This window comes from Streptomyces sp. NPDC034049, assembly GCF_055575575.1.
In genome coordinates this window covers 412,380-427,119 of record NZ_JBVISJ010000008.1, presented here as the reverse complement: position 1 = coordinate 427,119, position 14,740 = coordinate 412,380, and the positions used below count along the sequence as shown (strand labels likewise).

General features: G+C 70.2%; 8 protein-coding genes. 4 read left to right on the top strand and 4 right to left on the bottom strand.

Annotated elements, in window-relative coordinates; translation table 11 throughout:
- Positions 1–72 precede the first annotated feature (72 nt).
- Positions 73–642, bottom strand: coding sequence for a GNAT family N-acetyltransferase (locus ACZ52C_RS24935; RefSeq protein ID WP_469076818.1), 570 nt, complete (start codon positions 640–642; stop codon positions 73–75).
- Positions 643–935: 293 nt separating this feature from the next.
- On the opposite strand from ACZ52C_RS24935, the gene secA reads away from it, so the two are divergent.
- A complete protein-coding gene (gene secA / locus ACZ52C_RS24930; RefSeq protein ID WP_469076817.1) occupies positions 936–3,782 on the top strand; it encodes a preprotein translocase subunit SecA in 2,847 nt (948 codons plus the stop codon).
- Positions 3,783–3,991: 209 nt separating this feature from the next.
- Here secA and ACZ52C_RS24925 read toward each other — a convergent pair whose 3' ends face one another.
- Positions 3,992–4,507, bottom strand: a complete 516-nt coding sequence (locus tag ACZ52C_RS24925; RefSeq protein ID WP_469076816.1) for an Rv3235 family protein — start codon at positions 4,505–4,507, stop codon at positions 3,992–3,994.
- 348 nt (positions 4,508–4,855) lie between these two features.
- Between ACZ52C_RS24925 and ACZ52C_RS24920 the strand changes: the two genes are divergently transcribed.
- A complete protein-coding gene (locus tag ACZ52C_RS24920) occupies positions 4,856–5,371 on the top strand; it encodes a DUF6912 family protein (protein WP_469076815.1) in 516 nt (171 codons plus the stop codon).
- Between the two features lie 282 nt (positions 5,372–5,653).
- Positions 5,654–6,322 (top strand): HAD family hydrolase, encoded by a 669-nt coding sequence (locus ACZ52C_RS24915; RefSeq protein ID WP_045560737.1) that lies wholly within the window; start codon positions 5,654–5,656, stop codon positions 6,320–6,322.
- 25 nt (positions 6,323–6,347) lie between these two features.
- On the opposite strand, the gene ACZ52C_RS24910 is transcribed toward ACZ52C_RS24915, so the two are convergent.
- The gene (locus tag ACZ52C_RS24910) at positions 6,348–6,914 is read right to left on the bottom strand and encodes a DJ-1/PfpI family protein (RefSeq protein WP_469076814.1); all 567 of its coding nucleotides are present in this window, start codon (positions 6,912–6,914) and stop codon (positions 6,348–6,350) included.
- A gap of 593 nt (positions 6,915–7,507) precedes the next feature.
- Here ACZ52C_RS24910 and ACZ52C_RS24905 point away from each other — a divergent pair.
- A complete protein-coding gene (locus ACZ52C_RS24905) occupies positions 7,508–12,481 on the top strand; it encodes an NAD-glutamate dehydrogenase (protein ID WP_469076813.1) in 4,974 nt (1,657 codons plus the stop codon).
- A gap of 61 nt (positions 12,482–12,542) precedes the next feature.
- Here ACZ52C_RS24905 and ACZ52C_RS24900 read toward each other — a convergent pair whose 3' ends face one another.
- The gene (locus tag ACZ52C_RS24900) at positions 12,543–14,387 is read right to left on the bottom strand and encodes a serine/threonine-protein kinase (protein ID WP_469076836.1); all 1,845 of its coding nucleotides are present in this window, start codon (positions 14,385–14,387) and stop codon (positions 12,543–12,545) included.
- Positions 14,388–14,740 lie beyond the last annotated feature (353 nt).

The following is a 14,740-nucleotide window of genomic DNA, read 5'->3' as shown; positions in this document are numbered from 1 at the left end:
ACAGGCGGGGATGAGCTGGGGGAACGGGGGAGCGCCCCGCAGCTGAGGAGGGGGCGGTTGGAGGGCTTGTGGTCAGGGGCGGGACGGTAGGTAGGGGGCCGTGGACGGGAGGTTCAGGTCCGAGGGGAGCAGGGAGGCTATCCAGCAGTCGCGGCGGACTCCGTTGTTGTCGAGGGCGGAGCGGAGGGTGCCTTCGAGGGTGAAGCCGGTGCGTTCGGCGACCGCGCGGGAGGCCGTGTTGCCCACTTCGGCACGCCATTCGAGGCGGTCGACGGCGAGGGTCGTGAACGACCAGTGCGCGGCGGCGCGGGTGGCCTCCGAGACGTAGCCGCGGCGACGGTGCTCCTTGGTGGCCCAGAAGCCGATCTCGCCGGTGCCGAGCGAGCGCATGGTGATGCCGAGCATGCCCGCCAGTTCGCCCGAGGCCAGGAAGAGGCCGAAGGTGAACATCGTGCCGGTCGCCCAGCCCTCGGGGACGGCCCGTTCGACGAAACCCTCCGCGTGCTCCCGCGAGTAGGGGGAGGGGATCGTGGTCCAGCGCTGGATGTCCGGGTCCTGCGCAGCCGCGTACACCGTCTCGGTGTCGCACCGGTCCACGGTGCGCAGCAGCAGGCGCTCGGTGGTCAGGGTGACGGGTTCCATCGGGCGATTCTGCTCGGCCGGGCGGAAGGGCGCGCCATGTCATTCGCGGTTGTTCTGCGGACGGAGGGGAGGAGAGGAGCGGGGAAGGAACGGGTCACAATTCGCGCATTTCGTGGGTGGAACGCGGCACCAACCGCGACACCCACCCGTTGTCCTGGTAGCTGTCACTGCCAGACCTCCCGGCACGGCGGGGTCCTCGCTTACGATGGCCGTTGCTCAAGCTGTGATTGAAAACTGCCAACTGTCATTGAAACCGACCGTCCCAGGCCCGACCGGCAAGGAGACAAGCCCCCGTGTCCGTCCTCTCGAAGATCATGCGTGCAGGCGAAGGCAAAATCCTGCGCAAGCTGCACCGCATCGCGGACCAGGTCAACTCCATCGAAGAGGACTTCGTCGACCTCTCCGACGCCGAGCTGCGCGCCCTCACCGAGGAGTACAAGCAGCGGTACGCCGACGGTGAGACCCTCGACGACCTGCTCCCCGAGGCGTTCGCCACCGTCCGCGAGGGCGCCAAGCGCGCTCTCGGCCAGCGCCACTACGACGTGCAGATCATGGGCGGCGCCGCCCTGCACCTCGGCTATGTCGCCGAGATGAAGACCGGTGAGGGCAAGACCCTCGTCGGCACGCTCCCCGCGTATCTGAACGCGCTGGCGGGCAAGGGCGTGCACCTGATCACGGTCAACGACTACCTGGCCGAGCGCGACTCCGAGATGATGGGCCGCGTCCACAAGTTCCTGGGTCTGAGCGTCGGCTGCATCCTCGCCAACATGACGCCGGCCCAGCGCCGTGAGCAGTACAACTGCGACATCACCTACGGCACGAACAACGAGTTCGGCTTCGACTACCTCCGCGACAACATGGCGTGGTCCAAGGACGAGCTCGTCCAGCGCGGCCACAACTTCGCCATCGTCGACGAGGTCGACTCCATCCTCGTCGACGAGGCCCGTACGCCGCTGATCATCTCCGGCCCGGCCGACCAGGCCACCAAGTGGTACGGCGACTTCGCCAAGCTGGTCACGCGCCTGAAGAAGGGCGAGCCCGGCCAGCCCCTCAAGGGCATCGAGGAGACCGGCGACTACGAGGTCGACGAGAAGAAGCGCACCGTCGCCATCCACGAGTCCGGTGTCTCCAAGGTCGAGGACTGGCTGGGCATCGACAACCTCTACGAGTCGGTGAACACCCCGCTGGTGGGCTACCTGAACAACGCCATCAAGGCCAAGGAGCTCTTCAAGAAGGACAAGGACTACGTCGTCATGGACGGCGAAGTCATGATCGTCGACGAGCACACCGGCCGTATCCTCGCCGGCCGTCGCTACAACGAGGGCATGCACCAGGCGATCGAGGCGAAGGAAGGGGTGGACATCAAGGACGAGAACCAGACGCTCGCCACGATCACCCTGCAGAACTTCTTCCGCCTCTACAAGCGCCGCGACCACAACGGCAAGGAACAGCCCGGCCTCTGCGGCATGACCGGTACGGCGATGACCGAGGCCGCCGAGTTCCACCAGATCTACAAGCTCGGTGTGGTGCCGATCCCGACCAACCGGCCGATGGTCCGCAAGGACCAGTCCGACCTGATCTACCGCACCGAGGTCGCGAAGTTCGAGGCGGTCGTCGACGACATCGTCGAGAAGCACGAGAAGGGCCAGCCGATCCTCGTCGGTACGACGTCGGTCGAGAAGTCCGAGTACCTGTCGCAGCAGCTGAGCAAGCGCGGTGTCCAGCACGAGGTGCTCAACGCCAAGCAGCACGACCGGGAGGCGACGATCGTCGCCCAGGCCGGCCGCAAGGGCGCCGTGACCGTCGCGACGAACATGGCCGGCCGTGGTACGGACATCAAGCTCGGCGGCAACCCCGAGGACCTCGCCGAGGCGGAGCTGCGGCAGCGCGGCCTCGACCCCGAGGAGCACATCGAGGAGTGGGCGCACGCCCTGCCCGAGGCGCTCGCGAAGGCCACGGAGGCGGTGAAGGCCGAGAAGGACGAGGTCGAGTCCCTCGGCGGTCTGTACGTCCTGGGCACCGAGCGCCACGAGTCCCGCCGTATCGACAACCAGCTGCGCGGTCGTTCCGGCCGTCAGGGCGACCCCGGCGAGTCCCGCTTCTACCTGTCGCTCGGCGACGACCTGATGCGTCTGTTCAAGGCGCAGATGGTCGAGCGCGTGATGTCCATGGCGAACGTGCCGGACGACGTGCCGATCGAGAACAAGATGGTCACCCGCGCGATCGCCTCCGCCCAGTCGCAGGTCGAGCAGCAGAACTTCGAGACCCGGAAGAACGTCCTCAAGTACGACGAGGTCCTCAACCGGCAGCGTGAGGTCATCTACGGCGAGCGGCGCCGCGTCCTGGAGGGCGAGGACCTGCAGGAGCAGATCCAGCACTTCATGGACGACACCATCGACGCCTACATCCAGGCCGAGACCGCCGAGGGCTTCGCCGAGGAGTGGGACCTCGACCGGCTGTGGGGTGCCTTCAAGCAGCTCTACCCGGTGAAGGTCACCGTCGAGGAGCTGGAGGAGGCCGCCGGGGACCGCGCCGGGCTGACCGCCGAGTTCATCGCCGAGTCCATCAAGGACGACATCACCGAGCAGTACGAGGCGCGTGAGGCGCAGCTCGGCTCCGAGATCATGCGTGAGCTGGAGCGCCGCGTGGTGCTGTCGGTGCTGGACCGCAAGTGGCGTGAGCACCTCTACGAGATGGACTACCTCCAGGAGGGCATCGGCCTGCGCGCGATGGCCCAGAAGGACCCGCTGGTCGAGTACCAGCGCGAGGGCTTCGACATGTTCACCGCCATGATGGAGGGCATCAAGGAGGAGTCCGTCGGCTACCTGTTCAACCTGGAGGTCCAGGTCGAGCAGCAGGTCGAGGAGGTCCCGGTCGAGGACACGAAGCCGTCGCTGGACAAGAGCGACGCGGTGCCGGCGCAGGCGGGTGCCGCGCGGCCGGAGATCCGGGCGAAGGGTCTGGAGGCCCCGCAGCGGCGTGACCGTCTGCACTTCTCCGCGCCCACCGTGGACGGCGAGGGCGGCATCGTCGAGGGCGACCTGCCCGAGGACGAGCCGGTCCGCTCCGAGGCCGACGGCCTCACCCGCGCGGAGCGCCGCAAGCAGCAGGCCAAGACGAGCCGTCGCCGCAAGAAGTGAGGGTCCGCCCCGGGAGGGGCGCGCGCGTGCCGCGAGGGCGTTGTTCCGTGCGGGGCGCGTCGTGAAGAGCACGCCGTGAGGCAGTGAAGGGCCGGGCATCTTCGGGTGCCTGGCCCTTCGTGTGTCTCGGCCTGGCAGGAGCAGGAGCAGGAGCAGGAGCAGGAGCAGGGGCAGGGGCGGGTGGGTGCGGCTGTGGCGGCGGGCGGGGCTCAGTCGTCGTGCGGGTGGGGGAGCCTCGGGCCGTCGAGTTCCAGCGCTGTGCAGCGCCAGCGGTGGTCGGGGCCGTGTTCCAGGCGGAAGGCCATGGCGCGGGTGCGGTCACCCGCGCCGATGCGCGCGAAGACCTCCAGGGCGCCCGGGGCCGCCACGTAGTAGCCGATGTCCCGGACGACCGGGTGGGCGCCCTGGGGGCTGCGCAGGGGGCCGCGTTCGGCGAGCCGGGCCAGTTCGTCGTAGGCCCTTCCCGCGGTGTGGCGCAGCATGCTGTGGACCGGGCGGCGGCCGCTGAGCACGGCCAGGAGGAGGTCGGCGAAGCGGTCGGTGGGGCGGGGCTGGGGGACCGGGTCGGCGAGAGGCGTGGGCGTGGGCGCCGGGCGCTGAGGGGTGGCGAGGCGGCCGCCTCCCGGGGTCGTGCGGGCCGGGGTGCGGCCGGGGCGGCGGGGGTCGTGGCGGACGGGCGGGCGGGTGCCGGGGTGGCGCTTGGTCCTGGTCATGACCTTGTTCATCGGGGATCCCCGTTCGTCGGTGAGGCCGCGGGTACCAGTCGGTAACTTGGCGTTGGGGATCTTGTACGAGGGCCGAGGGGGCGCTCGCAAGGGAGCGCGGGGGGTCGGCGGAGGCCGCGGAATGTTCACCTATCAGGGTGACGGGGAGGGGTGTCGGGCCCGGTGGGGCGGGGCTGTACCGGGTGAGGCGGCGGGCCCGGGGTGGACGCCCGCGGGGGGTCGGGCGGGGGCTCGATAGGGGACGCCCGCACGTATCCTGAAGGTCCTTTGAAGGCTTTGCGGGGACCGTCGACCTGGGTCGAGGTGCTCCGGCGTGACCCGAGAACACGACTACGAAAGCGGACTGCCATGCGCGTCTACGTCCCCCTGACCCTTCCCGGGCTCGCCGAGGCGTACAAGACGGGTGAGCTGGGGGAGGGGTCGTTCGTCGCGTACGCTGTCACGCCCGCGCTGCGGGAGTGGTACCTGTCCGACGACATCGAGGAGTTGGAGTACGCGGCGCTGAACCGGGCGGCGCTCGCGTCGTTGCGGCTGGTGGCCGTGGATCCGGGGGCGGCGCGGCGGCGGGTCGTGGTGGCCGTGGACGTGGCCGACCGGGACGCGGTGGCCGATCCCGATCGGGGGCTCGATCCGGTGGCGCTCGGGGAGGTGCGGGTGGCGGGGCCCGTGCCGTTGAGCAAGGCCGCGGCGGTGCATGTCGACTCGGTGGAGGCCGAGGGCGAGGTGGGGGAGGCCGCGGACGCGCTGGGGGCGGCGGATCAGGGGGACGACGACGCGCAGTTCATCGTGGACGGGGCGGATGATCATGAGCTGCTCTGGTACGCGACGCAGGAGATCCCGAACCTGGTGGGGCTCGGGGGCTGACCTGCCCGGGATGCGGTGAGCTGCTGGCCGGGGTGTGCGGTGCCCTTCGCTGGGGCTGGGCGGGGCTGGGTCCCGCTGCTCGGCGGTTACGAGGTGCCGCCTGGGCCCACCCTCCCCCACTCTCGGCTTCGCTCGAGCGGGAGGCGCCCCCATCGCCCCAACGGCACGATTGCCCGCCGGGGGTGGGGGACGGCCGTGAAAGCCTGCGGCCGGGTGACGGCCGGGCGCGGGCCTCAGGTGGGCAGGACTGGGTTGTCGGTGGTGAGGGGTACGTTTTTCGGTATGGGGATGAACGGAGTCGGGGCGCACATCGTCTGGGACTGGAACGGGACCCTGTTCCATGACAACGAGGCGATCATCGGGGCGACGAACGCGGCGTTCGCGGAGCTGGGGATCGAGCCGATCACCTTGGAGCGGTACCGGGAGCTGTACTGCGTCCCGGTGCCGAAGTTCTACGAGCGGTTGATAGGGCGGCTGCCCACGGACGAGGAGTGGGAGGCCATGGACGTGGTCTTCCATCGGTACTACGCCGAGCACCGGGTCGTATGCGGGTTGACCGCGGGTGTGCCGGGTCTGCTGACGGACTGGGGTTCGGCCGGGCGCAGCCAGTCGATCCTCAGCATGTACGCGCACGAGGAGCTGGTTCCGTTGGTGCGCGGCTTCGGGATCGAGCCGCATTTCGTGCGGGTCGACGGCCGCACCGGTCCCTCCGGCGGCAGCAAGGCCGAGCACATGGTGCGGCATCTGCGTCGGCTCGTGGGGGTTGAGCCGAGACGAACCGTGGTGATCGGGGACGCCGCCGACGACGCGGTCGCCGCCCGGCACGTCGGCGCGCAGGCCGTGCTCTACACCGGGGGTTCGCACAGCCGCGCCAGCCTGGAGGGGGTCGGCGCCCCCGTCGTGGACACCCTGGAGGAGGCCGTCGCCGAGGCCGAGCGGCTCGCCGCCTGACCCCACCGACCCGACCCGCCCGCCTCTACGTCACCGGCGCCTTCGCCCGCAGCACCGTGAGGAACTCCCGCATCCAGCCGGAGTGGTCCGGCCAGGCGCGGGCGGAGACGAGGGTGCCGTCGACGACGGTCTCGGCGTCCTGGAAGGTGGCGCCGGCGGCCTGCATGTCGAGTTCGAGGGCGGGGTACGCGGTGACGCGGCGGCCCGAGAGCGCGTCCACGGCGGCGGTCAGCAGCGGCCCGTGGCAGATCTGGGCGACCGGCTTGTCGGTGTCGAAGAACGACTTCAGGATCTTGCGCAGCTCGGGGTCGTTGCGGAGGTACTCCGGGGCCCGGCCGCCGGGGACGACGACGGCGACGTACCGACCGGGGTCGACCTCGGAGAAGGCCAGGTCGGCGGGCCAGGTGTAGCCGGGTTTCTCGGTGTAGGTGTCGAAGCCCGGTTCGAAGTCGTGGACCACGAAGCGGAGCGTCTTGCGGCTGGGGGCGGCGATGTCGACCTCGTACCCCTCCTCGCGGAGGCGCTGGTAGGGGTAGAGGACCTCCAGCGACTCCGCCGCGTCGCCGGTCACGATCAGGATCTTGGCCGTCATGGTGGGCTCCCCTCGGTACCGCAGGGCTTCCTTCGTCAGGCTATGGCTTCCTGGGCAACGTGCATCCGGGGCGGAGGTTTGCCAAGGGGGTGTGCGGGTGCGGGGTGCGGCGAAAGCGCGTATAAGCTCGGTTGCGCGGAGGTAAGCTCAAAAGTGCGCGATGGGTACTGTGCAGAACGTCAAAGTTCGCCCCCCTGTTTTGTACACATACGGCTCATGACGTGCCCCCCGTCCGGAGGGATAGCCTTGTGGCGTGATCAGCGCGATAGCTCGCGGGGACGTCGTCGTCCCTGCCCTGCGCCCGGTGAGCACGGACGACATCCGTGTCCGGGCGGCGGTCGCTGGTCCTCGCGGGCGGGAGGGAGCCACGACGGCTCCCGAGACGCCGGGTGCACCCAGGGGGCGGACGGTGCCGAGAGCAGCGTCACACCTCTGCCGGGTACCGAGAATGGCTGATTACCCCCCGCTCATCTCACCCTGCGGCATAGCGTCGAGACAGACCGGACACCCCGTGTCGTGGTGGCGCTTCGGAGGGGACGAGTTCGTACTTCCTTCTACGTCACGCAACGGCGCGCGACAGGAGCCAGAGGACAATGCAGACCAAGCTGGACGAAGCCAAGGCCGAGCTGCTCGAACGGGCCGCCCGGGTAGCTGAGAACAGCCCGGTCGGGGGGTATCTACCGACTGGGACGACGAGCGAGAGTACGTCCGACATCCCCGACCGGGAAACCGTGCTCGCGTTCCTCCAGCGCTACTACCTGCACACCGCCCCGGAGGACCTGAGCGGCCGCGACCCGGTCGACGTCTTCGGAGCCGCCCACTCCCACTACCGACTGGCCGAGAACCGCCCCCAGGGCACGGCCAACGTGCGGGTCCACACCCCGACCGTCGAGGAGAACGGCTGGACGTGCAGCCACTCCGTCGTCGAGGTCGTCACCGACGACATGCCCTTCCTCGTCGACTCCGTGACCAACGAGCTGTCACGGCAGGGACGCGGGATCCACGTCGTCATCCACCCCCAGGTCGTCGTCCGGCGGGACGTCACCGGCAAGCTCGTCGAGCTGATCATCGACCCCGCCGCCGTCGCCGCGGCGGCCGCGGCCGTGGCCGCCGGGGAGACGCTGCCGCACGACGCGCACATCGAGTCCTGGATCCACGTCGAGATCGACCGCGAGACCGACCGCGCGGACCTCAAGCAGATCAACAACGACCTGGTGCGCGTCCTGTCCGACGTCCGCGAGGCCGTCGAGGACTGGGAGAAGATGCGGGACGCGGCGGTCCGCATCGCCGACGGGCTGCCCGCCGAGCACACCGCCGACGACCTGCGCGGAGAGGAGGTCGAGGAGGCCCGCGAGCTGCTGCGCTGGCTCGCCGACGACCACTTCACCTTCCTCGGCTACCGCGAGTACGAGCTGCGCGAGGACGACTCGCTCGCCGCCGTCGCCGGTACCGGCCTCGGCATCCTGCGCTCCGACCCGCACCACGCCGGACAGGACCAGCATCCCGTCAGCTCCTCCTTCGAGCGGCTGCCCGCCGACGCCCGCGCCAAGGCCCGAGAGCACAAGATCCTCGTCCTGACGAAGGCCAACAGCCGGGCCACCGTCCACCGGCCGTCCTACCTCGACTACGTGGGCGTGAAGAAGTTCGACGCCGAGGGGAACGTGATCGGCGAGCGGCGCTTCCTCGGACTGTTCTCCTCCGCCGCCTACACCGAGTCCGTGCGCCGGGTGCCCGTCATCCGCCGCAAGGTCGACGAGGTGCTCGTCGGCGCCGGCTTCTCGCCCAACAGCCACGACGGCCGCGACCTGCTCCAGATCCTGGAGACCTACCCGCGCGACGAGCTGTTCCAGACCCCGGCCGACGAACTGCGCTCCATCGTCACCTCCGTGCTCTACCTCCAGGAGCGTCGGCGGCTGCGGCTCTACCTGCGCCAGGACGAGTACGGGCGCTACTACTCCGCCCTCGTCTACCTCCCGCGCGACCGCTACACCACCGGCGTACGCCTCAGGATCATCGACATCCTGAAGGAGGAACTGGGCGGTATCAGCGTCGACTTCACCGCCTGGAACACCGAGTCGATCCTCTCCCGGCTGCACTTCGTGGTCCGCGTCCAGCCGGGCACCGAACTGCCCCACCTCAGCGACGCCGACAAGGACCGCCTGGAGGCCAAGCTCGTCGAGGCCGCCCGCTCCTGGTCCGACGGGTTCGCCGAGGCGCTCAACGCCGAGGTCGGCGAGGAGCGCGCCGCCGAGATGCTGCGCAAGTACGGCAACGCCATCCCCGAGGGGTACAAGGCGGACCACAATCCCCGCTCCGCCGTCGCGGACCTCTGCCGCCTCGAAGCCCTCGACCAGGACGAGGACTTCGAGCTCAGCCTGTACGAGCCGGTGGGCGCCGCGCCCGACGAGCGCCGCTTCAAGATCTACCGCAAGGGCGGCTCGGTCTCGCTCTCCGCGGTGCTGCCCGTCCTCAACCGCATCGGCGTCGAGGTCATCGACGAACGGCCGTACGAGCTGCGCTGCTCGGACCGGACGACCGCGTGGATCTACGACTTCGGGCTGCGCATGCCCAGGGCGCAGGCCGGCAGCGTGGACCACGCCGGGGACGACGCCCGGGAGCGGGTGCAGGAGGCCTTCGCCGCCACCTGGACCGGGCAGGCCGAGAACGACGGGTTCAACGCGCTCGTGCTGAGTGCCGGGCTCACCTGGCGGCAGGCCATGGTGCTGCGCGCGTACGCCAAGTACCTGCGGCAGGCCGGGTCCACCTTCAGCCAGGACTACATGGAGGACACCCTCCGCAACAACGTCCACACCACCCGGTTGCTCGTGTCGCTGTTCGAGGCGCGGATGTCGCCGGACCGCCAGCGGGCGGGCCGGGAGATCGTCGACGCGCTCCTCGAAGAGGTCGACGCGGCGCTCGACCAGGTGGCGTCCCTCGACGAGGACCGGATCCTGCGGTCCTTCCTCACCGTCATCAAGGCGACGCTGCGCACGAACTTCTTCCAGGAGGCGGCCGGCGGCAAGCCGCACGACTACGTCTCCATGAAGTTCGACCCGCAGGCCATCCCCGACCTCCCGGCGCCGCGACCGGCGTTCGAGATCTGGGTGTACTCGCCGCGCGTCGAGGGCGTGCACCTCAGGTTCGGGAAGGTCGCCCGGGGCGGGCTGCGCTGGTCCGACCGGCGCGAGGACTTCCGGACCGAGATCCTGGGCCTGGTCAAGGCGCAGATGGTGAAGAACACCGTCATCGTGCCCGTCGGCGCCAAGGGGGGCTTCGTCGCGAAGCAGCTGCCCGATCCGTCCGTGGACCGGGACGCCTGGCTGGCCGAGGGCATCCGCAGCTACAAGACCTTCATCTCCGCGCTGCTCGACATCACCGACAACATGGTCGCGGGCGAGGTCGTGCCTCCGGCGGACGTCGTCCGGCACGACGAGGACGACACCTATCTCGTCGTCGCCGCCGACAAGGGCACCGCGACCTTCTCCGACATCGCCAACCAGGTCGCCGAGAGCTACAACTTCTGGCTCGGGGACGCCTTCGCCTCCGGCGGCTCGGCCGGCTACGACCACAAGGGCATGGGCATCACCGCCCGCGGCGCCTGGGAGTCGGTCAAGCGGCACTTCCGGGAGCTGGGGGTCGACACGCAGGCCGAGGACTTCACGGTCGTCGGCATCGGTGACATGTCCGGCGACGTGTTCGGCAACGGCATGCTGCTCAGCGAGCACATCCGGCTGGTCGCCGCCTTCGACCACCGGCACATCTTCATCGACCCCAGCCCCGACGCGGCCACCTCCTACGCGGAGCGCCGCCGCGTCTTCGAGCTGCCCCGTTCCAGCTGGGCCGACTACGACACCGATCTGATCTCCACCGGCGGCGGCGTCTTCCCGCGCACCGCCAAGGCGATCCCGATCAACGCCCACATCCGGGACGTCCTCGGTATCGAGGACAAGGTCGCCAAGATGACCCCGGCCGACCTGATGAAGGCCATCCTCAAGGCGCCGGTCGACCTGCTGTGGAACGGCGGCATCGGCACATACGTGAAGGCGTCGACCGAGTCGCACGCCGACGTCGGCGACAAGGCCAACGACGCGATCCGCGTCGACGGCGCCGACCTGCGCGTCCAGGTCGTCGGCGAGGGCGGCAACCTCGGCCTGACCCAGCTGGGCCGGATCGAGTTCGCGCAGAAGGGCGGACGGGTCAACACCGACGCCATCGACAACAGCGCGGGCGTGGACACCTCCGACCACGAGGTGAACATCAAGATCCTGCTCAACGGCCTGGTCACCGACGGGGACATGACCGTCAAGCAGCGCAACAAGCTGCTCGCCGAGATGACCGACGAGGTCGGCCGGCTCGTCCTGCGGAACAACTACGCGCAGAACACGGCGATCGCCAACGCCCTCGCCCAGTCCTCGGACATGCTCCACGCCCAGCAGCGCTTCATGCGCCACCTGGTCAGGGAGGGCCACCTCGACCGGGCGCTCGAATTCCTGCCCAGCGACCGGCAGATCCGTGAACGCCTCAACACCGGGCACGGCCTGACGGGTCCCGAGACGGCCGTCCTCCTCGCGTACACGAAGATCACCGTCGCCGAGGAGCTGCTGCACACCTCGCTGCCGGACGACCCGTACCTGCGCAAGCTGCTGCACACGTACTTCCCGGCCGCGCTGCACGAACGGTTCCCCGAGCATGTCGACAGCCACCCGCTGAGCCGTGAGATCGTCACGACCCTGCTGGTGAACGACACGGTCAACACGGGCGGTACGAGCTTCCTGCACCGGCTGCGCGAAGAGACCGGGGCCTCGCTGGAGGAGATCGTCCGGGCGCAGACCGCGTCCCGCGCGATCTTCGGCTCGGGTGCGGTGTGGGACGCGGTCGAGGGCCTGGACAACGCGGTCGACGCGGCCGTCCAGACCCGGATCCGGCTGCACTCCCGCCGTCTGGTCGAGCGCGGCACGCGCTGGCTGCTCAACAACCGGCCGCAGCCGCTGGAGCTGAGCGGGACCATCGCGTTCTTCTCCGAGGGCGTGCACCTGGTCTGGGGCGAGCTGCCCAAGCTGCTGCGCGGCGCGGACCTGGAGTGGTACCAGAAGATCTACGACGAGCTGACGGGCGGCGGGGTCCCGGAGGAGCTGGCCACGCGGGTCGCCGGCTTCTCCTCGGCCTTCCCGACGCTCGACATCGTCGCGGTCGCCGACCGGGTCGGCCGCACGCCGATGGAGGTCGCCGAGGTGTACTACGACCTCGCCGACCGGCTGCGCATCACCCAGCTCATGGACCGCATCATCGAGCTGCCGCGCGCGGACCGCTGGCAGTCCATGGCCCGCGCGGCGATCCGCGAGGACCTCTACGCCGCTCACGCCTCCCTCACCGCCGAGGTCCTCTCGGCGGGCAACGGCACCTCCACGCCGGAGCAGCGCTTCAAGCTGTGGGAGCAGAAGAACGCGGCACTGCTGGGCCGGGCGCGGACGACCCTGGAGGAGATCCAGAGCTCCGACGCGTTCGACCTCGCCAACCTGTCGGTCGCGATGCGGACCATGCGGACCCTGTTGCGCTCGCACTCCTAGCGGTACGGCGAAGGGGGCGCCCCGGCATCTGGGGCGCCCCCTTCCGCATGTGCCGCCGGGGCTACTCGGTGATCTCCCAGAGGGTCAGCTTGCCCTGCACCGTGGGGACTTCCCAGCTGTACTCGCCCGGGGTCATCCCGGTGATCTCGTACATGGCGAGGTTGCCCTGCTTGGTGACCGTGCAGAGCCTGACGCCCTTGTCGATCTCCGCCTCCTCGCCGAAGGCACCGGAGTCCAGGCTGGAGGGCAGCACGTCGGTTCCCGTGCCCTCGGCGCACTCCTGGGGCGTGGTGCCCGCGCTCTTACCCATCGTGGTGTCGAAGTACCAGTAGCTGTTGTCGAGGTACATGTCCTTCAGGGTGTCGACCATCTCGTCCTCGGTGTCGACCTCCGGCTTGTCGAAGTCGACGTTGACGTAGGCCGAGCCCGCGGGCGTGCGGAGCGTGAAGGACTTGCCTTCGAACACCACCGTGTACTGGGCGTTCGCGGGGATGGAGGGGGTCGCGCTCGGGTCTGTTCCGTCCCCTTCGCCGCCTTGGTCGCCGGAGCCGGAGTCCGCGTCGGTGGGGGACGGGCTCGGCGTCGAGGCCGTCTGGTCGCCGTCCTTGACGTCCTTGCCGTCGTTCTTGGTGCTGTCCTTGGGGGAGTCGCTCGCCGAGCTGTTGCTGTCGTCCTTCTCGCCCAGCACGTACACGGCCGCGGCCGCGCCGGAGCCGGCCACCAGGACGAGGGCCAGGGCGACCAGGGCCGCCTTCAGGCCGCGGCGGCTCTTCTTGGGTGGGGCCGGGGCCGGGGTGGGGGCGGGGCCCTGCGGGGTGAGGTTGTAGGTGTCGGGGGCCGGGGGCGGATAGCCGTAGCCGGGGGTCGGGGTCGGGGTCTGGCCCTGGGCCGGTGGGCCGAAGCCGGTCGGCGGCTGGGTCGGCGTCTGCTGGGGCACGCCCTGGGTGGTGCCCTGGGTGTACGTGTGGGCCTGGGCCGCCGGGTCGTGGTGCGGGGCCGCGGGAGGTGTCGGGGCGGTGGTCGGGGGAGCCGCAGGGGGCGTGACCGGGGGCGCGGCCGGCATCTGGGGTGCCGCCGTCTGGGGCGGGGCCTGGGCGGACTGCTCGCGGCGGGCGATCTCGGCGGTGAGCGGTGCCGGGAGCCAGCCGGTGAAGTCGCTGAGGCCCCGGCCCGCCGACTCCTGGCAGAGCGCGGCCAGTTCCTCCGTGCCGATGCGCTCGGCCGGGTCGGCGGTGAGGCAGCGCTCCAGCAGGGGGCGCAACCGGTCGTCGTACCCGTCGAGCCGGGGCGGGCGCTGGGAGGTGTTGGCGATCTGTGCGGCGATGGTGATGGCGCCGCCGTCGCCGTAGGGGTGGCGTCCGGTGGCGGCGACCGCGGCGATCAGGCCGAGCGAGAAGACGTCGGTGGCCGGGGTGACCTGCTCGCCGAGGGCGTGTTCCGGCGACATGTACTGCGGGGTGCCGATCAGGCCGCCGGACTGGGTCAGATGGGTGGCGTCGGCGGCGCGGGCGATACCGAAGTCGATGACGTACGGGCCCTGCGAGCCCAGCAGGATGTTGCTGGGCTTGAGGTCGCGGTGGATGACTCCGGCCGCGTGGATGGAGGTGAGGGCGCGGGCCGCGCAGCCGACGAGCTGGAAGACGGCGGGCAGGGGGAGCGGGCCGAAGGCGACCAGGGCGTTGTGCAGGGGGATGCCGGCGATGAACGCCGAGGCCAGCCAGGGCAGTTCGCCGCTGGTGTCGTGGTCGACGACCGGGACGATGTGGTAGCCCTGCACGCGGCGGGCGGCCTGGACCTCCTGCTCGAAGCGGCGGCGGAAGTCGGCGTCCTGGCCGTACTCGCGGCGGATGACCTTCAGGGCGACGGGCTGGCCGCCGCGGGTGTGCGACAGGTAGACCGTGCCCATGCCGCCCTCGCCGATGCGGGCCTGCAACTGGTAGCCGGCCGTCTCTCGTGGGTCCTGCGGTCCCAGAGGGCTCAGGATGTCGCCGGTGCTGGTGCTGATGGGAGCCTCCCCCGGTGCGGTGCCGAACTCCGGTGCCGGTGCGGGCACTTGGAGCGGTCCGAAGCTTATACGGCACTTATGACACTTGGGGTGGGTGTTGCGGTTCCCGGGGAAATGAGGGCGCCTCATGGCCCTGCCGAACGGGGCGCGTTGTCGGGTGCGGGTGAGTGGGGGCTTCTCGCGCAGTTCCCCGCGCCCCTGAAAAGCAGGGGCTGCGCCCCGTGCTTTTCACCCTGCAGCCCCGTCGCTTTCCA